Annotated in this window: 14 protein-coding genes; 11 read left to right on the top strand and 3 right to left on the bottom strand. The window is 70.2% G+C overall.

Annotated features, from left to right (window positions below; all coding sequences use genetic code 11):
* Positions 1-144: 144 nt before the first annotated feature.
* The 3 genes from QF027_RS35340 (at position 145) to QF027_RS35350 (ending at position 2279) form a co-directional block, all read left to right on the top strand.
* Entirely contained in the window at positions 145-768 is a 624-nt protein-coding gene (locus QF027_RS35340; protein ID WP_307079183.1) for a TetR/AcrR family transcriptional regulator, read from the top strand.
* 81 nt (positions 769-849) lie between these two features.
* On the top strand, positions 850-1551 hold the full coding sequence (locus QF027_RS35345) for a ribonuclease HII (protein WP_307079185.1): 702 nt from the start codon (positions 850-852) through the stop codon (positions 1549-1551).
* 68 nt (positions 1552-1619) lie between these two features.
* Positions 1620-2279, top strand: coding sequence for a hypothetical protein (locus QF027_RS35350; RefSeq protein WP_306975460.1), 660 nt, complete (start codon positions 1620-1622; stop codon positions 2277-2279).
* Positions 2280-2507: 228 nt separating this feature from the next.
* On the opposite strand, the gene QF027_RS35355 is transcribed toward QF027_RS35350, so the two are convergent.
* Both QF027_RS35355 and QF027_RS35360 read right to left on the bottom strand, forming a co-directional pair.
* Positions 2508-3140: a hypothetical protein gene (locus QF027_RS35355; protein WP_306975458.1), complete on the bottom strand. Its 633-nt coding sequence runs from the start codon at positions 3138-3140 to the stop codon at positions 2508-2510.
* 295 nt (positions 3141-3435) lie between these two features.
* Positions 3436-5607, bottom strand: coding sequence for a RecQ family ATP-dependent DNA helicase (locus QF027_RS35360; RefSeq protein WP_307079187.1), 2172 nt, complete (start codon positions 5605-5607; stop codon positions 3436-3438).
* 140 nt (positions 5608-5747) lie between these two features.
* Here QF027_RS35360 and QF027_RS35365 point away from each other — a divergent pair, with 140 nt between their 5' ends.
* The 7 genes from QF027_RS35365 to QF027_RS35395 all read left to right on the top strand — a co-directional run bounded on the left by QF027_RS35365 (position 5748) and on the right by QF027_RS35395 (position 16969).
* The gene (locus QF027_RS35365) at positions 5748-7466 is read left to right on the top strand and encodes a DUF4192 domain-containing protein (RefSeq protein ID WP_307079189.1); all 1719 of its coding nucleotides are present in this window, start codon (positions 5748-5750) and stop codon (positions 7464-7466) included.
* 650 nt (positions 7467-8116) lie between these two features.
* Positions 8117-10027 (top strand): glycogen debranching N-terminal domain-containing protein, encoded by a 1911-nt coding sequence (locus tag QF027_RS35370; protein WP_307079191.1) that lies wholly within the window; start codon positions 8117-8119, stop codon positions 10025-10027.
* 131 nt (positions 10028-10158) lie between these two features.
* Positions 10159-10917 (top strand): NUDIX hydrolase, encoded by a 759-nt coding sequence (locus QF027_RS35375; RefSeq protein ID WP_030326766.1) that lies wholly within the window; start codon positions 10159-10161, stop codon positions 10915-10917.
* 40 nt (positions 10918-10957) lie between these two features.
* A complete protein-coding gene (locus QF027_RS35380; RefSeq protein ID WP_307079193.1) occupies positions 10958-12961 on the top strand; it encodes an ABC transporter ATP-binding protein in 2004 nt (667 codons plus the stop codon).
* A gap of 162 nt (positions 12962-13123) precedes the next feature.
* Positions 13124-14011 carry a FadR/GntR family transcriptional regulator gene (locus QF027_RS35385; protein WP_306975448.1) on the top strand — a complete coding sequence of 296 codons (888 nt, stop codon included), beginning with the start codon at positions 13124-13126 and terminating at the stop codon, positions 14009-14011.
* A 425-nt stretch (positions 14012-14436) separates the two neighbouring features.
* Positions 14437-15984, top strand: a complete 1548-nt coding sequence (locus QF027_RS35390; protein ID WP_307079195.1) for an RNA polymerase sigma factor — start codon at positions 14437-14439, stop codon at positions 15982-15984.
* Positions 15985-16105: 121 nt separating this feature from the next.
* Positions 16106-16969, top strand: a complete 864-nt coding sequence (locus tag QF027_RS35395) for a serine protease (protein ID WP_307079197.1) — start codon at positions 16106-16108, stop codon at positions 16967-16969.
* A 123-nt stretch (positions 16970-17092) separates the two neighbouring features.
* Here QF027_RS35395 and QF027_RS35400 read toward each other — a convergent pair whose 3' ends face one another.
* A complete protein-coding gene (locus QF027_RS35400; RefSeq protein ID WP_057611313.1) occupies positions 17093-17323 on the bottom strand; it encodes a DUF7455 domain-containing protein in 231 nt (76 codons plus the stop codon).
* Positions 17324-17765: 442 nt separating this feature from the next.
* Here QF027_RS35400 and QF027_RS35405 point away from each other — a divergent pair, with 442 nt between their 5' ends.
* Complete coding sequence (locus QF027_RS35405; RefSeq protein WP_306975442.1) at positions 17766-19889, top strand: DNA gyrase/topoisomerase IV subunit B; 2124 nt, start codon at positions 17766-17768, stop codon at positions 19887-19889.
* The last annotated feature ends 204 nt before the right edge of the window (positions 19890-20093 follow it).

Here is a 20093-nt window from a genome sequence, read left to right on the forward strand (position 1 = left end):
GTTGCGTCAACGGTAGTGAGTCCCTAGTAGTGAACGCAAGCGTTCACTTAAGTTTGTTGGCGCGTGGCGCGTCCCCCTGTGTCGCCGCGCGTTGCCCCGTCCCTCCCCGAAATCCCCGCTTCCCTGTTCGCTGGAGTCACTCAGATGGTTACCTCGCGCTGGACGACCGCCCCCGCTCAGGCGGTCTCCCTCCGTCGGCGCGGCGCCGTGCTGGAGCGTGCGATCCTCGACGCCGCGCTGGAACAGCTCAGCACGGTCGGCTGGAACGGCCTCACGATGGAAGGTGTCGCTGCCGGAGCCCAGACCGGCAAGGCCGCGGTATATCGACGCTGGCCCTCCAAGGAGGACCTGGTCGCAGACGCCCTTCGGGCCGGACTGCCGCGTTTCGAGGAGGCGCCCGACCTCGGTGGTGTGCGCGAGGATTTGCTCGAACTGTGCCACCAGGCGCGCGAAGCGATGTTCTCGAGGCCTGGCTTCGCGCTGCGCGCAGTCATTCACGAATGCGACCAGGCTCAGGCTGAACGCTTCCATGCCGTGATCTTCAACGGGGTCGTGGAGCCGAGTGTGAGGCTGCTTCGCGAGATCATCACCCGTGGAATAGAGCGGGGTGAGGTGCGTCCTGACGCGGCGAACGACTATGTCTTCGATGCCATTCCCGCCATGATGATGTATCGCTCCAAGATGCGCGGTAGCGAATGGGGCGACCGGGATGTCGAAGAGATGATCGACCAATTCCTGCTGCCGCTGCTGCGGCCGACCGGCCTGTGAGCGCTGATCGTGGACGTCCGGACGCCGTCCGGGGAAACCGGGTGTCGCAGGGTGATCCGGGCGGCGTAGGCTAAGGGCGCCATGCCGTACGAACCACCTACTCACACCGTCGAGCGCTCCCTTCGCGCCACGACCGGAGCGAAGATCATTGCCGGTGTCGACGAGGTGGGGCGAGGTGCCTGGGCCGGCCCCGTCACCGTCTGCGCGGCCGTCACCGGACTGCGTCGACCGCCCCAAGGCCTCACCGACTCCAAGCTGCTCAGCGTCAAACGCCGTACTGAACTCGCAGAGGTACTGCGGACGTGGGTGACGTCGTACGCCCTGGGGCACGCGAGTCACCAAGAGATCGACGACCTGGGGATGACGGCCGCCCTGCGGATTGCCGCCGTGCGCGCCCTGGGGGCGCTCCCGGTCCGGCCGGACGCGGTGATCCTCGACGGGAAGCACGACTATCTCGGAGCGCCCTGGAATGTCCGGACCGTGATCAAGGGTGACCAATCCTGTGTGGCGGTCGCGGCGGCCTCGGTGATCGCCAAGGTTCAGCGCGACAAAATGATGGCCGAACTGGGTATCGACCATGCAGACTTCGGTTTTGCGGCCAACGCCGGGTATCCGTCGCCCGTGCACAAGGCCGCGCTGGAGGTTCGGGGCCCCACCCCGTACCACCGGTTGTCGTGGGCGTATCTTGATGCGCTGCCTCAGTGGCGGCACCTCAAGAAGGCCCGCAGCTGGGCGGATGGAAGCGTTCCGGAGATCGAGGGCCAGCTCGGCTTCGACTTCTGACGATTCCGCTCGCACTGATGTGCCACCCGCTGACGTGAGCCGCACCAACGTTTGATAAACATCAGCCCATGCCTCTCATTCCCGAGGAGCCTCAGATTCACGAGAGTGCCCAGGGTCCCCGCGCCACTCCGGCCAGCGGCCGCACCGCGCCGACCCCTCGTCCCGTACCCGGTCCACGCCCCGCGGCTCCGCCGCGCCCCGGTCGCCCCGGCCCGCTGCGGCCCGCGCCGCCGGTGCAGCGGACGCCGCACGACGTCGCCGTGGCCAAGCCCGGAGTGCCGGGCCCCGCTGTCCCCGCCACCGCCGCCGCGACTCCAGCCCCGGCTTCAGCTTCGGCCGCCCCGCAGATCCAGCTCATCCCGGCCTCGGCCGCTGGTGCGCTCGACGCTGCCGAGGAAGCCGTGGACCTCCTGCTGGAGTCGGGCCGCGCCCCCGGTGACGTGCTGGTGATCACCACTGGCGAACAGCATCCGTGGGCTGCCCACGAGCTGTCCTTCGGTGAAGCCGCCTACTGGGCGCAGCACGACGCCGGTGACGACGTGTTCTACGCGGACGCCACGGCGGTCTCGCGTGCCGCGTCCCGTCCGGTGGTCGTGGTCGCCGTCAACGGCGGTTCCGCCGCCGCTGCCGCCGAGGCCCTGCCTCTGGCGCACGCCCGGGCCGGCGCCCTGCTGATCGTCTGCGGCGACCCGCAGCAGATCAACTCGGTACTGGGCGCCGGCGTCTGAGCCGGTTCCGGTACGTCCGGAGGGACGTCGGGGTGATGAAAGGTGCCGCCTGCGCGGCACCTGCACAGTGAGCCCTTCGGCATGCCCGCGTCCGAGCGGGTGTCCCCTCGCGAACGCGCCATGCCGGTGCCAGGAACGCGTGCGCCCGGTGCGCCACGACGTCGTGGGCCGTACGTCCGGGACGTACGGCCGAAGAACGGCGACCGGGCCAGTCTCGGCGCTCAGCCCTCAGCGAGCCGCCACACGGCGCAGGACCTCCGAGGCGGCGCCGCCGGTGCGTGGCAGCAGGGGGGGTGACTCGGACGTGGCGAACGGCTCCGGCGCGGAGTCCGCGTTCGGCCGACGTCCGCCGCGTCCCTCGCCGAGCACCTGCCAGCCGTCGCGCGTCAGCGTGATGTATGCCCCGCAGCGCAGCCCGTGCAAAGTGCAGGCGTCACGCAGGCCCCACATCCACGCGCCGTCCTCCTCGGTCCAACGTGCGTCGCCCTCACGGCAGTAGAGCAGCACAGCGGTCCGCACGGGGGTGCGGCGCCGCAGGTCGTGCGGGATCACCCGGCGCAGCTGGGCAAGCAGCGTGTTCCGGAACATCCAGCCGTCGGCCGGTGCCGGACGGCGGGTGAACGAGGCGCTCGCCCGCAGTCGTTCGTCGGGGTCGAGGACCGCCACGATCGCGGTCGCCGGTTTGGGGCGGTGCCGGGAGTGCAGCCCGCTGACGACCTCGCGCGGATTGCGCAGCAGCGGGATGCCGGCCTCGGCCCACTCGGCGGGTTCGAGCAGACGGGCCAGAGGGTTGGCGGATGCGGCGGACAGGTCGGTTGACGACGTGGACGCCGCGGAGGACGGAGCGAATCCGAAGGTCACGGTCCTCCCTTCGGCTACGCGCCCATACGGCGGGCGGGGTCGGATTCGGGGGAGCGCGCACCGCAGCAGAGCCCTACCGGTCAACGGACGAGCCGTGCGGGGAGCGGACCTCAATTCTTCCTGTCGAACTTGGTTGCGGCAACGAGCAATTGGGTCCACCGACACGAATCTGACGGTTCGTGGCTTATATCCCTACCCAGTGTTTGACCGGCGATGCGAGGGAACCTCCGAGCCCGGCCGTTCGAGAGGCGGAATCGGTACGGGCGCGTGGCGCGCCGTCGCCCCCGGTGCCTGCTCAGCCACGGACGGCCAGCACCAGAGGCAACACCCCCTGGGCACCTGACCGCAACAGCAGCCGGGCGGCGACCGCGAGGGTCCAGCCGGTCTCGGTCATGTCGTCGACGAGCAGGACGGGGCCCCCGGCTGCCTGCAGCGCCTCTCGCAGGGGCGGAGGGACGCTGAGCGCTCCGTGCAGGGCCCGCAGGCGCTGGGCGCTGTTGGAGCGGGGCAGCAAGAGGTCGTCGGAGTGGTCCGTGTATGCGAGGGATCCCAGGAACGGGATACGGCCGACGGCGGAGATTCGGCTCCCGAGGGATGTGACCAACTGGGGCCGGCTGCGCGAGGGAACGGCGACCACCCCGACAGGGCGTGCCGGTGCGTCCGGGGCGCCTGACGCCCAACCGTCGGGGGACTTGGCCCAGTCGGCGAGCACGGTCACCACGGCGTTCGCCACGTCGTCGGGGGCGGGAGCGTCCGGAGTCCCGGGTGCGAGCAGCGGGCGGAGACGGTTGCCCCAGCCGATGTCCGACATCCGCCCGAGCGCCCGGCCCGGCAAGGCCTGTTCGCCGGGCGGAATGCGGCCCTTGAGGTCGACGCCGATGGCCGGGAGGCCTGTGGGCCACATTCGGCGGGGCTCCACCACGACACCGGCGCGGGCGAGCGAGCCGCCCGCCGTGTCCAGGGCGGCCGAGGAGATGTCGGCGGTGAAGCGGGGTCCGGCGCAGTTGTCGCAGCGGCCGCAGGGGGCCGCCTCCTCGTCGTCCAGCTGCCGCCTCAGGAACTCCATACGGCAGCCCGTGGTGGTGGCGTAGTCCCGCATGGCCTGCTGCTCGGTGGCGCGCTGCTTGGCGACCCAGGCGTAGCGCTCGGTGTCGTACGACCAGGGCTCTCCGGTGGCGATCCATCCGCCCTTGACCCGGTGGACCGCACCGTCCACGTCCAGCACCTTGAGCATGATCTCCAAGCGGGTGCGGTTGAGCTCGACCAGTGGTTCGAGCGCGGGCAGTGACAGCGGCCGGTCCGCTCGGGCGAGGGCATCGAGGGTGCGCCGTACGGATTCTTCGGGCGGGAACGCGACGGAGGCGAAGTACGACCAGATCGCTTCGTCCTCGCGGCCGGGCAGGAGCAGCACCTCGGCGTGCTCGACGCCGCGTCCGGCGCGGCCGACCTGCTGGTAGTAGGCGATGGGGGAGGACGGTGAACCGACGTGGACGACGAAGCCGAGGTCGGGTTTGTCGAACCCCATGCCGAGCGCGGAGGTGGCCACCAGCGCCTTGACCTTGTTCGAGAGGAGGGCTTCCTCGGCCTGCTGGCGTTCGGCGTTCTCCGTCTTTCCCGTGTACGAGGCGACGGTGTGCCCGCACTGCCGCAGGAAGGCGGTGATCTCCTCAGCGGCGGCGACCGTCAGCGTGTAGATGATCCCGGAACCCGGCAGGTCGTCCAGGTGATCGGCGAGCCAGGCCAGCCGGTGGGCGGCGTCGGGGAGCTGGAGCACGCCGAGGCTGAGGCTCTCGCGGTCGAGCGGGCCGCGCAGGACCAGCGCGTCCGATCCGGTGCCGGTGCCCAACTGCTCCGCCACGTCGGAGGTGACCCGGGCGTTGGCCGTGGCGGTGGTGGCCAGCACAGGCACCCCGGGAGGCAGATCGGTGAGCATGGTGCGCAGACGGCGGTAGTCGGGGCGGAAGTCATGGCCCCAGTCGGAGATGCAGTGCGCCTCGTCGACGACGAGAAGGCCGGTGGCGGCAGACAGTTCCGGCAGGACGTTGTCGCGGAAGTCCGGGTTGTTGAGCCGCTCGGGGCTCACGAGCAGCACGTCCACGGTGCCCGCGGCGACCTCGGCTCGGATGGTCTCCCACTCCTCGGGGTTGGAGGAGTTGATGGTCCGGGCGTGGATGCCGGCTCGGGCGGCGGCCTCGACCTGGTTGCGCATGAGCGCGAGCAGCGGAGAGACGATCACGGTCGGCCCGGCACCGCGCTCGCGCAGCAGGGCCGTCGCCACGAAGTACACCGCGGACTTGCCCCACCCCGTACGCTGCACGACCAGGGCCCGGCGCTTGTCGGCGACCAGCGACTCGATCGCCCGCCACTGGTCCTCGCGCAGGCGCGCCGATCCGGTGCTGTCCCCGACGAGCCGGACGAGGATCCGGTCGGCAGCCTCGCGCAACTCCGTCTTGCTCGTGTGCGTCATGCCTCCATACAACAGGACGCCTCCGACAGCGGGACCTCGAGGCGGCCAGGCTGTGGACGACGGAATGGCTTTGTCGTGACCCTGATCGAACTTATCCACAGGAGCAAACGGAACGTCGCGATCCGCGAGATCGTCTGCGCATGACGAATCACAGCGAAACGACCGGACCCGCCGCAAACGGCAATGACGGCGGGCGGGACGACGACGGACGCAACAACGACGGACGCAACAACGACGGCTCGGGGATCAGCGACCGCGTCGGATTCGACGCCCATGGCGCCGAACACCAGGTCACCCTGAGGACCCCGGGGGAACTGGCCGACGCCCTGCCCTACCTGCTCGGGTACCGGCCCGAGGACAGCATCGTTCTGGTCGCCCTGCACGACCGGTGCGGCCGCGGCCGGTTCGGCGGGCGAGCCCGGCTCGGCATTCCCGCCAATAAGGACGACTGGGCGGCCGTGGCCAGGCAGTTGGCCCACGGACTGATCACCGGCAGCGAGCGCCGGGGCGCCCGCCCCGAGCAGATGGTCGCTTACCTCTGCCAGGAACCTGCGGCCGGTGAGACCGGCAGGCAGATCACGGAGCGGCTCGCCCCGCTTGCCTCCTTGCTGCGCACGGAGTGCGGCCGGCTCGACGTTCCTGTGATCGAGGCGTTGTGCATCTCCGACGGCCGCTACTGGTCGTACTGTTGCCCGAGCGAGGAATGCTGCCCGGTTGAGGGACTTCCGATGGGTCTGCCCGGCACCTCGGTGCTCGCCGCGGCGGCCACGTATGCCGGACTGCAGGTGCGCGGCACACTGCGCGAGTTGCGGGCCAGGCTGCAGCCCTGGGAGACCGCGGCCGCGCTGGAACAGGAAGTCGCTCTGGACACCGCAGGCATGGCCCTGGTCCCCAGGATGCTCGACCTGACGGGCAGGGCGGAGGTGGCCGAGGAGACGGTGCGCCTGGCCAGGCGCACCATGGCACGCTTCGCCGAGGCAGCGCCCGTGTCGGGCGCGCTCCAGGCCGACCTGCGAGACGACGAACTGCTGGGGCACGAAGAGGCGGCGGAACTCATCCTCGGCCTGCAGGACCGCACGACCCGGGACCGCGCGGCCGAGTGGATGGAGGCCGAGGAGGCCGGACCGGCACTGCGCCTGTGGCGCGCATTGGCCCGCCGCTGCGTCGGACCCTACGGCGAGCATGCGGCGGCGCCGCTCACGCTCGCCGGATGGGTCGCGTGGGCCGCGGGCGACGAGATCGAGGCCAGGGAAGCGCTGGCCATGGCCCTGGGTGCGGATCCCGGCTACCTCTTCGCCCGGCTCCTGCACCAAGCCTGCAACGAGGGACTGGACCCGGAATCCATTCGCCGATGCCTGCGCGCGGAACGCGAGGGGCGCGAGGCAACCGCGCGGGCTGCAACCACTCAGTCCGCCGATGGGGACGATGTGGAGACGACCGACGACCTGGTGCAGCCGAACACGCCCGTTCCTGGTCAGGTGGCAACCCAGCCAGGTTCGGACGGGGGCATGGCGGGCGAGCCTGTGCCCGGCAAGCGCAGCGACATGCCGTCGGCGTGCCCGTCCCGTGCCGAAGACGCGCTGCCGCCGTGCCCGTCCGGTTCCGACCGCTCTCTGCCGGTGCCACCGCCCGCCACATCCTCCCGCCGACGTAAGCGTGTGCGTCCCGGCACTCGCCCCGCCGCCCGTCCGGATGCCGCGGAAGCGGAAGGGCGACAGCCCCGCGCGGAGGTATTCCGCCCGCGCTCTCGACCGGCCCGCAGTACACGTCCCGGTGCCGCCCGCCGCACCACGGGCAACGGCGACGAGCGCCGACCCCAGGGCACACGGCCCGGGGGTGCCACCGAGGAGGAGGGATGAGCGACCACTGGACGTGTGTCACACGCGGGTGGTCCCGCCTGTGTCGCCGGGTAACGGTTCCGGGTCGCCGCCATTCGGTCGGCTTCCGCGCTCGTGGGCGTGACCCCGAACAGGTCCGTCCCGTTCACCTGAGTGGCGGAACGCCCGATCGGGCCGTACCGCAGCAGCACCCATGTCCTGCAGGAGCCACGCACCGGGCGCCGAACACGCCCGAGCCGCGCAGAGTGCAGAGGAAGCGCCCCTTGCATCAGCCGACTCCGCCCTCCACCGACGACGACCGTTCGGCCCTCGGCGCGCCGACGACGGTAGGGAAAGCAAGCGCCGGTCCGCCGCCGCGGGCCGCGGCCACCGGTGAGTCTGAGCCGAGGTTTCCGAGCGGCACCCAGCGCACCTCGGTGGCCGTTGAGCAGCGCTGGAACGCGGCTGCGGACCAGGACCAGGAGAACACCGGTTCCTCGCTGTCACGGGACCGGGAGCGGTCTCCGTCGGTGGCGCCTGCGCGGCGCTCGTCGACACCGGGGCAGGACTGGGCACCGCCTCAGACCCCGAGCCGTCCATCTCGCCCGCCCTCACCCGCGCCGCCGCAGAGCCACCCTTCGGGCCCCCGAGGCCCAGCTGAACTCCCCCCGGCGCACTCGGTCATCATCTGCGTGGCCCTTCCGGGCCTCGCCATCTCCACGGATCAAGGTCAGCTGACCGGTCACGGGCTGGAAGGCTTCTACCGCGCGGGCCGACGCGTGCTCTCCCGGTGCCAGATCCGTATCGCCGGCCGTGAGCCACTCGCGGTCCAGGCGCGGACGACCGCGGCGGATCGCGCACGTTTCGTGGCCACCGCTCGTGTCTCCCAGGGCGGAGGCCCGGACCCGGACGTCGTCGTCGAACGCACACGCCACGCGGACGGGACGGAGCGCATCACGCTGCACAGCGCCGCCGTCCGCCCACTGCGACTGCCGGTGGAGGTGGCACTCGGTACGGATCTGGCGGACCTCGGCGCGATCGCGTCGGGCCGAGCGGGACCCGAACTTTCCGCGACTGTCCACGACTCCGGCCTGCGCTGGTCCTGCGCCGCCGGCGGGGCGTCGGTCACGGCCGACCCACCGCCCTCCGACGCGCTGGCGTCTGCAGGTCTATTGCGCTGGGAGTTCGACCTGCCTCCCGGAGGCACGGCCGGCCTTGAGTTGCGGGTACGCCTGGACGGGGCGGGCCCCGTCCAGGCCGTCGGGCGCGCGGCGACCAGCCCCCTGGCTTCCGCCCGCGCGACGGGAGACCACCCCGCAATCGGGCCGCTCCTGGACACGAGCATTGACGATCTGCAGTCTTTGCTGCTGCGCGACCCGGCACACCCCATCGATACCCACCTCGCGGCCGGAGCCCCCTGGCGCGTCGGCCTGGCCCCGGCCGACGCGCTCGTCGCAGCCCGCATGACACTGCCGCTGGGCACCCGGCTCGCCGCCGGGACCCTGCGCACCCTCGCACGCGCCCAACTCCGGGGGCAGACAGCACAGTCCGGCATGATCCCCGGGCCACGCCGGGACGCGGGCGTACATCTTCCGGCCAGTTGTACGGGCACCGAGGCCACCCTGCTCTTCCCCGCCCTTCTCGCGGAGGCCTCACGTTGGGGGCTCTCCCGAGAAGAGACAGAAGAATTGCTCCCGACAGCCGAGCGTTGTCTGGGCTGGCTGCGAGCAGCCGTGAGGGAGGGGACGTATCTGTGCGATCCACAGCCCGGCGGCCCCGTCCGCTGCGAGACTCAGGCCCATGCGCATCGCGCGGCCGTCCTCGGTGCTGATCTGCTCGACGCGTTCGACAGACCCGGCGGGGCGGCGCTGCGGCAGTGGGCCGGCGAGCTGCGCTCGGCCTTCCGCGAGGAGTTCTGGGTCGAGGACCGCGGCGGTGGCCGCCCTGCGGCCGCGCGTGCCCCCGACGGACGTCTTGTGCCGCAACTCGGTGCCGCAGCCGTCCATCTCCTGGACACCGGCCTGCTGGGCGGGGGTGAACAGGCACCCGGCCTGCTCGACAGGGCGCAGATCGAGCAGCTCGCCCGGCTGCTCGGAAGCCCGGTCATGGACTCGGGCTGGGGGCTGCGCGGACTGAGTACGAAAGAGGCGGGATACAACCCGTTCGGCCATCGCACCGGAGCGGTACGCGTCCACGAGACGGCGATCGCCATCGCGGGCCTGGCCGCCGCCGGGTACGAAAAGGAGGCCGGCTCGCTCCTGCGGGGTCTGCTGGCGGCGGCTGAGACGTTCGGCCACCGGCTCCCCGAGATGTACGCGGGTGAGCAGCGCACCGGCGGGAGCGCTCCCCTTCCCCACCCGGCGGCCTGCCGTCCGGCGGCCATGGCAGCGGCCGCTGGCGTCCTGCTGCTGAGCGCCCTCGCGGGAATCCGCCCCGACGCCCCGGCGGGGACGGTCACACTGCGCCCCGTACGCAGTGCGCCTCTCGGTGAGATCGGACTGACCGGACTGAGGGTCGCGGGGGCCCCGTTCTCGGTCCGGGTCAGCAGACTCGGGCTCGCCATGGTCGAGGAGGCCGCCGGGAGGCTGCAGCTGAGGTCGTGACCTCGGACGACACTCCCTCCGGAAAGGACCGGGTACCGGGGACCGGACCTGCTCGGAGCCAGAGTGGATCAGCTACTGATGCGGCCGGCGAAGGAAGTGTTTATCGTCAGGCAGACGACTATGATCGCCGCATGCCCTACGACCCGTCAGCCTTTCCGCCCTTCGCCGTCACCGTGGACCTGGTCGTACTGACCGTGCGCCGCCACGCCCTGTGTGCGCTCGCGGTGCGCAGGGGTGAGCCGCCGTTCCAGGGGCGCTGGGCACTTCCCGGCGGTTTCGTACGGGCCGACGAGGATCTGGCGCAGGCCGCGGCCCGTGAGCTTGCCGAGGAGACCGGGCTGCGCGCCCACGATCCGGCCGTCCCCGTCCAGGACAACGGAGCGCACCTGGAACAGCTCGCGACCTACGGCGACCCCAAGCGCGATCCCCGAATGCGCGTGGTGAGCGTCGCCCACCTCGCCCTCGCCCCCGACCTGCCCGCCCCACGGGCCGGCGGTGACGCCAGCAACGCGCGGTGGGCGCCCGTGGAGGAGCTGTTGCAGCAGGGCGGCTACGGTCGAGACGGGGAACCGGTCGCGCCGCTCGCCTTCGACCATGCGCAGATCCTGTCGGACGGAGTGGAGCGCGCCCGCTCGAAGATCGAGTACTCGTCGCTGGCCACCGCGTTCTGCCCGCCCGAATTCACCGTGGGCGAGCTGCGCCGCGTCTACGAGGCGGTGTGGGGCGTGGCTCTGGACCCGCGCAACTTCCACCGCAAGGTGACGGGCACCCCCGGCTTCCTGGTCCCCACTGGCGGCACCACCACGCGACAGGGCGGCCGCCCTGCCCAGCTCTTCCGGGCCGGTGGTGCCACTCTTCTCAACCCTCCGATGCTGCGCCCCGAAGTGTGACGGCGCCGAAAAACGGACATAACGCGCTATCTTGCTGCGGGTGATCCAGGCCTTCGGACTGACCAGCAACTCCCGCAAGGACCTCCCGCCCGCGGTCGACGATGTGTCCTTCGAGGCCCGTGCGGGCCACGTCACCGCGCTTCTCGGAGCGACGGGTGCGGGCAAGACGACGGTGCTCAGACTGATGCTCGAGCTCCAACAGGGCCGTGGCCTCACCTACTTCAGAGGCCGCCCGCTGCATCGCATCGCGCATCCCTCGCGCGAGGTCGGCGTACTCATGGGAGATGTGCCCGGCCATCCCGCGCGCACGGTCCGCGGCCATCTGCGCATGCTGTGCGCCGCGGCCGGCGTCCCGGTCCGGCGCGCTGACGAAGTGCTCGAAGCGGTGGGCCTCGTCAGCCTGCGCGACGAGCGTCTCGGCACCCTGTCGCGCGGCATGGACCGCCGCCTGGGTCTGGCCTGCGCTCTGTTGCCGGACCCCCACACACTCGTCCTGGACGACCCCGCCGACGGGCTCTCCACGCGCGAGAGTCACTGGCTGCACGGCATGCTGCGAGCGCACGCCGCCCAGGGAGGCTCGGTCCTGTTCACCACGTCCGAGCCCAAAGAGGCCGCGCGCGCCGCAGATCACGTCATCACCCTCGAACAAGGCCGACTCGTCGCGGACCAGGAGGCCACGGAGTTCGCCCGCACCAGACTCCGCCCCCGTGTCGCCGTCCGTACTCCCCACGCCGCCCGCCTCGCAGCCCTGCTCGCCAAGGAGGCCCGCACGGCGCACCGCTCTGTCGAAGTCGTCCGGGAAGGCGGCAACCGTCTGTCCGTGTACGGCAGTACATGTGCCGACGTCGGCGAAACGGCTTTCCGCCACGGTGTTCTGGTCCACCAACTCGCCGACGAGATCGGGGACATGGGACCCGGTGCGGGCCCGTTTCCCGGCGAGGCCGCAGAAGCCGCCCAGGACCCGGGGACGGGGGCCACGGGGTCGGAGACCGGCGAGCTCCTTGGCGACGGGGCTGTCGGGGTGGCCGGGCCGGAAATGCGAGGCGGCCCAGCTGCGCAAGACGACTCCGCATCACAGAGCGGCTCACACACGCGCGGTGCCCGGGTGGCGCCCGCAGACCCGAAAGCGCACGGTGACCAGGCGCCCCACAGCAGCCGGGCCACCCACAGCGGCCCGGCTGAGGCAAGCGGTCACGCCGCTCTGAGCCCCGCCACGGACTCCAGGGCCCCCGCCCCCCCGCCCCCCCTCCCGCCCCCGATCTCCGTCAGGTCCGCCCCCAGTCCCCTGCGCCCCCTGCGCTACGAACTGCGCCGCGCGGCTGGGATCGGCACCGGGTTCCTCACCGGCGTCGCCGTACTCGTCACGTCCGCTCTCACCGCCGTACTCCTGGCACGGGTCGGTCATACTCCACAGGCGCGCCTGCTGGCCGCATGGCCGAGGGAGCTGCCGCTGCCCCCGGCGGCGCTCGGGGCCGGGCTGCTCGGCGCGCTCGCGTTCGGTGACGAGTTCCGGCACCCCGCGCTGGCTGCGGACCGCGGCACCGTCCCCCGCCGACTGGGGCTGCTCACCGCGAAACTCGTCGTCGCCGCCGTCACCACGCTGGCGCTTGCCCTTCTCGTGGTGGGCTGCGACGCCGAAGTGCTCTATATCGTCTACGGACGGGAACTCGCGGAAGTTCCCGCCGACTGGGTTTCGCTGAGCGCTAGTTGGTTCGGGCTCGTGGTCGGGTGCGCCTGGGCAGGTGTTCTGGCCGCCGGCATCTTCCGGTCCACCACGGCCGGGCTCGCCGCGGTGGTCGCCGTGCCCATTCTCGTCGTACCTCTCGTGCGGAAAGCGCTGGACGGGGGGTCCGTGCGGGCGGCGGCAGGACTTCCCGCGCGGCTGCGCGAGGTTCTCCTGCTGCAGTGGCCCTTCGGCGGAGAGCGCTATGTGGCCGGAGCGGTGCGTGTGGTCGCCCAACCCGTGGGCGGCGCACTGACGTTGTCGCTGACCGCCCTGCTGTGCGCATATCTGCTCACGGCCCTGCGGAGCAGGGTCCGATGACGATCGTCCGGGCGCTTCCGGTCCCGACCTGCGCACAATTTCCCGATGGAAGCGCATTTCTTTCCGATAAGGCGTCAATTGCGACGGCGTGAGCGATCACCCTTTCGTGTGCTTTTCACCAAAGACCTCAAGGGAGTTGGAGGCGGCGCCGACAAAGGATCCGTGAGTACCCTTGCGCACACCATGATGACCGCCGCCCGCTCCGCCGATTCCGGTCTGGCCGGCCCGGGCGAACTCGACCGCTACCCCTATGCCGAGGCCCCGGCCGCAGGCCGTGTCGGAGCCTCCATCTGGGACGGCTCGGAGCCGGAACTGGGCCGCGTGGGCCGACGGGCCGCAGGCAGCCGCGGGCGCGGACTGCACGGCCAACTCGTTCAGCAGCTGGGCCAGATGATCGTCTCCGGTGACCTGGGGGCCGACCGGCCACTGGTCCCCGAGGAGATCGGCCAGCGTTTCGAGGTCTCCCGTACCGTCGTCCGTGAGTCGCTCCGCGTCCTGGAGGCCAAGGGCCTGGTCAGTGCCCGCCCGAACGTCGGCACGCGCGTGCGTCCCGTCAGCGACTGGAACCTCCTGGACCCGGACATCATCGAGTGGCGGGCGTTCGGGCCGCAGCGCGACGACCAGCGCCGGGAGCTGAGCGAACTGCGCTGGACGATCGAGCCCCTCGCCGCGCGACTGGCCGCAGGGCACGGCCGTGCGGATGTCCAGCAGCGCCTCGGCGACATGGTCGAGATCATGGGACACGCCATGAGTCAGGGTGACGCGCTCACCTTCTCCCGTGCCGACGCCGAGTTCCATTCCCTGCTCATCCAGCTCGCGGGCAACCGCATGCTGGAGCATCTTTCCGGGATCGTCTCCGCTGCCCTTCAGGTCTCCGGCGGCCCGGTCACCGGCTGTGACCGACCGACCGAGTCGTCGCTCGCCCACCACGGCCGGATCGCCGACACCCTCGCCGCCGGCGACGGTGCGGCGGCCGAAGCGGCCATGCGCCAACTGCTCGCCGTCCATCCTGAGGTGGAGCGCGTGGTGCCCGCGCCGCGCGAGCACTGACCGCACACCGCGGGCAGTGCGGCCGAGGATGTCCTCCTCCAGTCGCGTCGTTCGGCCGCCGAACCGCCTCCGTCGGACCCCGCAGGTCCCCCAGGGATCCTGCGGGGTCCGACCGGCGCGGCGCGGTGACGGCATCCCGGGCGCTACTGGTCGGGACGGCCCGGTGACCTTGTCTGTCCATGTTTGATCGTTTTTGGTTGCTTACGGGGTGTGACTCGGGCCACGCAGATTGGGCGTAACGCTCGCGGGAACAGCGCGATGACCTAAGAGGTGACAGCCGCGGAGGGAATACGGACGCCGTTTCAGGCGCTGTGCATCTTCCCGGCCCCCGCCCGCGCCGTCGGCCACTACCCAGGCCGGTGGTCGGCTCCTGTCCGCCGTGGACGGGGCCGGAAGCCGTTTTCCAACGTTCCGAGAGGTTGTTCGTGTCGGCCAGCACATCCCGTACGCTCCCGCCGGAGATCGCCGAGTCCGTCTCTGTCATGGCTCTGATTGAGCGGGGAAAGGCTGAGGGGCAGATCGCCGGCGACGACGTGCGTCGGGCCTTCGAAGCTGACCAGATTCCGGCCACTCAGTGGAAGAACGTACTGCGCAGCCTCAACCAGATCCTCGAGGAAGAGGGTGTGACGCTGATGGTCAGTGCCGCGGAGCCCAAGCGCACCCGAAAGAGCGTCGCAGCGAAGAGTCCGGCCAAGCGCACCGCCACCAAGACGGTCGCGGCGAAGACGGTGACCACGAAGAAGGCCACCGCCACCGCCACCCCGGCGGCGCCTGCCGCTGAAGCCTCCGCCGAAGCCTCCGTCGAAGACGAGGCGCTCGTGAAGAAGGCCGCAGCCAAGAAGACGACGACCGCGAAGAAGGCGGTCGCGAAGAAGGCGGTCGCCAAGAAGACGGCGGCCAAGAAGACGACCTCCGGCAAGGACGACGCCGAGGTCGCCGAGGACGAGGTCCTCGAGGAGATCAAGCCCGGTGAAGAGGAAGAGGAGGGGGCCGAGAACAAGGGCTTCGTCCTCTCCGACGACGACGAGGACGACGCGCCGGCCCAGCAGGTCGCCGTGGCCGGTGCCACCGCCGACCCGGTCAAGGACTACCTCAAGCAGATCGGCAAGGTCCCGCTGCTCAACGCCGAGCAGGAGGTCGAGCTCGCCAAGCGCATCGAGGCCGGTCTGTTCGCCGAGGACAAGCTGGCCAACGCCGACAAGCTCGCCCCGAAGCTCAAGCGCGAGCTGGAGATCATCGCTGAGGACGGCCGCCGAGCCAAGAACCACCTGCTGGAGGCCAACCTCCGACTGGTGGTCTCCCTGGCCAAGCGCTACACCGGCCGCGGCATGCTGTTCCTGGACCTCATCCAGGAGGGCAACCTCGGTCTGATCCGCGCGGTCGAGAAGTTCGACTACACCAAGGGCTACAAGTTCTCCACGTACGCCACCTGGTGGATCCGTCAGGCGATCACCCGCGCGATGGCCGACCAGGCCCGCACCATCCGTATCCCGGTGCACATGGTCGAGGTCATCAACAAGCTCGCGCGCGTGCAGCGCCAGATGCTCCAGGACCTGGGCCGCGAGCCCACCCCGGAGGAGCTGGCCAAGGAACTCGACATGACCCCCGAGAAGGTCATCGAGGTCCAGAAGTACGGCCGTGAGCCCATCTCGCTGCACACCCCGCTCGGCGAGGACGGAGACAGCGAGTTCGGTGACCTCATCGAGGACTCCGAGGCCGTCGTCCCGGCTGACGCGGTCAGCTTCACGCTCCTCCAGGAGCAGCTGCACTCGGTCCTCGACACCCTGTCCGAGCGTGAGGCGGGTGTCGTCTCGATGCGCTTCGGTCTCACCGACGGTCAGCCGAAGACCCTCGACGAGATCGGCAAGGTGTACGGCGTCACGCGCGAGCGCATCCGCCAGATCGAGTCGAAGACCATGTCGAAGCTGCGTCACCCGTCGCGTTCGCAGGTGCTGCGCGACTACCTCGACTAGGTCGCAGTCGTACGACACCGAAGGCCCGGTCCCTCGTCAGGGGCCGGGTCTTCGTGCTGCACGCGCAGGCGCACTGCATGACTCTGGGTTTCCGATCACCACCCCGGAGTGAGGAGCATGCATGCGTCACCCCATTGCCCGGGCGTTGGCCCGGCCGCTGATTCTGGCGGCTGTGGCGGCGGCCATACCGCTGGCGTCGGCCGCCCCCGTGGCCGCCGACAGCATCGTCGTCGGGGGATTCCCGGTTGATGTGTCCAAGGCGCCCTGGACGGTTGCCCTGTCCAGCCGTGACCGGTTCGGAGGTACGCGCGCCGGGCAGTTCTGCGCCGGTGTCGCCGTCGGCCCGACCACGGTGCTCACGGCGGCCCACTGCATGGGCGAGGACGTCCTGGGGGCGCCGCCGGAGCAGGTGAGTGACTTCCGGGTCATCGCGGGCCGTACGGACCTGCTCTCGGACCAGGGGGTGGAGATCGCCATACGCGAGGTCTGGGTGAACCCGGGCTACGACCCGCAGAGCAACGCGGGAGACTTCGCCGTCCTCACACTCGCCGAGCCGCTGCCGCAGGACGCGGTCATCGCCATGTCGGCCGCCGGCGATCCAGCGTACGAGCCGGGAACCAGTGCCACGGTCTATGGCTGGGGCGACATCACGGGCGGGGGTGACTACGCCCGCCGTCTGCGGGCGGCACACGTGCATCTGATGCCTGACGCGCGCTGTGAGGAGGCGTATCCGGGTGGTGGCGACGGCACCTACCTCGCCGACAGCATGCTGTGTGCCGGGGAGGAGCGCGGTGGTCATGACGCCTGCCAGGGGGACAGCGGGGGACCGCTGGTCGCCCTGGGCAAGCTGGTCGGGCTGGTCTCCTGGGGCAGCGGCTGTGGGCGAGCGGGCCAGCCCGGTGTCTATACCCGTGTGTCCGAAGTCATGCGGACGCTGGACCGGGACGGTCGCAACGCGGCCGACGGACGTCACGGCACCGCGTGACAATGCCTTGGGGGCACTGAGCGCCCCCGCAGAATCATGAGCAAGGGCGGCTGTCCCTGGGAACAGGGGCAGCCGCCCTCATGCCGGCCTGTGCCGGAGCTGGCTCGTCGTCGACGCGAAGTGTCAGCGCTCTTCTTCTGAGACCGATGCTGGAACAGACGTGAGTCGCTCCGTCTCGTCCTGTATCTCAGCGGCGATCTTCTTGAGTTCCGGCTCGAACTTGCGACCGTGGTGGGCGCAGAAGAGCAGTTCTCCGCCGCTGAGCAGGACGACGCGCACGTACGCCTGGGCGCCGCAGCGGTCGCAGCGGTCAGCGGCCGTCAGCGGGCTCGCGGGGGTCAGAACAGTAGTCACGTCGCCTCTTCTCTAGCTCGACGAGCTGTCGTACCAGGGTCAACATCCAACCAGCCCCAAAACGTTCCCGCTCGGGGCTTCACCCAGAGAGAAATTTTCCGGGCGGCCGGCTGCTGCCGGTTTGGCGGCGAATGTGCCGTATTGCGTGTCTGTGTGTCTTACGGTTTCGCGCTGTCGGTCAAGGTCGGTCCCCCCGGCTGGGTTGCCGGTTGTTCATGAGGACGTGCCCGGAGCCTAAATGGTTCATGCCTGTAAGGGAACGTGATATGTACTTCACCCCATCGAGGGATCGAACAGGTATGCGATCCTGGACTACTCTGTGTTTCCACACGAGGGTGGCGTTACAACGGCTCTACCAGGCCTCGGTACTCTCATGGCGGCGACCGATGCCGCGCCCTTACCCAGAAGGGCCCCAACTGAAATTCAGCGAGGAGCGAACCGCGTGACCGCCGAAACGTCCGTGCCGTCCACAGCTCTGCTGGCAGGAGCAGACCGGGACGGTTCCAACTACACCGCGCGGCACCTGCTCGTCCTCGAGGGGCTCGAGGCCGTACGCAAGCGCCCAGGTATGTACATCGGCTCGACCGACAGTCGTGGCCTGATGCACTGTCTGTGGGAGATCATCGACAACTCCGTCGACGAAGCCCTGGGCGGGTACTGCGACCACATCGAGGTGATCCTCCACGACGACGCCTCTGTGGAGGTCCGGGACAACGGCCGGGGCATCCCTGTCGACGTCGAGCCCAAGACGGGCTTGTCCGGTGTAGAGGTCGTCATGACCAAGCTGCACGCCGGCGGCAAGTTCGGCGGCGGTTCGTACGCCGCCTCCGGCGGTCTGCACGGAGTGGGCGCCTCCGTGGTGAACGCCCTGTCCGCGCGGCTGGACGTCGAGGTGGACCGTGGTGGCCACACCCACGCGATCAGCTTCCGACGGGGTGTGCCAGGTGCCTTCGCGGCGAACGGCGCCGAGGCCAAGTTCGAGGCCGCGAGCGGCCTGCGCAAGACCAAGAGGATCCCAAAGACCCGGACCGGCACGCGCGTGCGGTACTGGGCCGACCGGCAGATCTTCCTCAAGGACGCCAAGCTCTCCCTGGAGAACCTCCACCAGCGCGCTCGTCAGACCGCGTTCCTGGTGCCGGGCCTGACCATCGTCGTCCGCGACGAGTACGGCCTCGGTGAGGGCGGCAGCAAGGGCGAGGAGTCCTTCCGCTTCGACGGCGGTATCAGCGAGTTCTGCGAGTACCTGGCCACCGACAAGCCGGTCAACGATGTCCTCCGCTTCTCCGGCCAGGGCACCTTCAAGGAGACCGTCCCGGTCCTCGACGACCACGGCCAGATGACGCCCACCGAGGTCACCCGAGAGCTCGGTGTGGATGTCGCGATGCGTTGGGGGACCGGCTACGACACGACCCTGAGGTCGTTCGTCAACATCATCGCCACGCCAAAGGGCGGCACCCATGTCGCCGGCTTCGAACAGGCCGTCGCCAAGACGATGAACGAGGTGCTGCGCGCCAAGAAGCTGCTGCGCGTCGCCGAGGACGACATCGTCAAGGACGACGCCCTCGAGGGACTGACGGCGGTCGTCACCGTCCGCCTCGCCGAGCCGCAGTTCGAGGGCCAGACCAAGGAGGTCCTCGGCACGTCTGCGGCCCGCCGCATCGTGAGCACCGTGATCTCCAAGGAGCTCAAGGCGTTCCTGACGTCCACGAAGCGGGACGCCGCGGCCCAGGCCCGGGTCGTCATGGAGAAGGCGGTCGCTGCCGCGCGCACACGTATCGCGGCCCGTCAGCACAAGGACGCACAGCGCCGGAAGACGGCCCTGGAATCCTCCTCGCTGCCCGCCAAGCTTGCCGACTGCCGAAGCGACGACGTCGACCGCAGTGAACTGTTCATCGTCGAGGGTGACTCCGCCCTCGGCACGGCGAAGCTGGCCCGGAACTCCGAGTTCCAGGCGCTGCTGCCCATCCGCGGCAAGATCCTCAACGTCCAGAAGTCGTCCGTCACGGACATGCTCAAGAACGTGGAGTGCGGTGCCATCATCCAGGTCATAGGAGCAGGCTCGGGCCGGACCTTCGACATCGACGCCGCCCGCTACGGCAAGATCATCATGATGACCGACGCCGACGTCGACGGCTCTCACATCCGGTGCCTGCTGCTGACGCTGTTCCAGCGTTACATGCGGCCCATGGTCGAGGCAGGCCGGGTGTTCGCCGCGGTGCCGCCGCTGCACCGCATCGAGCTCGTCCAGCCGAAAAAGGGGCAGGACAAGTACGTCTACACGTACTCGGACCGTGAGCTGCGCGAGAAGCTGCTGGAGTTCCAGAGCAAGGGAGTCCGGTACAAGGACTCCATCCAGCGGTACAAGGGTCTGGGTGAGATGGACGCCGACCAGCTGGCCGAGACGACGATGGATCCGCGGCACCGGACGCTGCGGCGGATCAACCTCGCCGACCTGGAGGCCGCGGAGCAGGTCTTCGATCTGCTGATGGGCAATGACGTGGCGCCGCGGAAGGAGTTCATCTCCGGGTCGGCGGCGACCCTTGATCGGTCGCGGATCGACGCGTAGTCGCGGGGCTGGGACTGGGGGCCGGGGCCGGGTTTGCAACCGGCCCCGGCTGCACCCAGCGGCTTTCGCGGTGGAGTAATCGGCGACTCTCGTGGAATGGTCCCGCCGCCGGATGCTTCAGGCTGCCGCTGTCGGCACGGCATCCTCGGGTCGGTGGTGGGGTCGGGGGTTGCGCTCAGGGCTGTGGCCTGGACTCTCCACCCG

The organism is Streptomyces canus, assembly GCF_030816965.1.
GTDB classification, from domain to species: Bacteria; Actinomycetota; Actinomycetes; order Streptomycetales; family Streptomycetaceae; genus Streptomyces; species Streptomyces canus_E.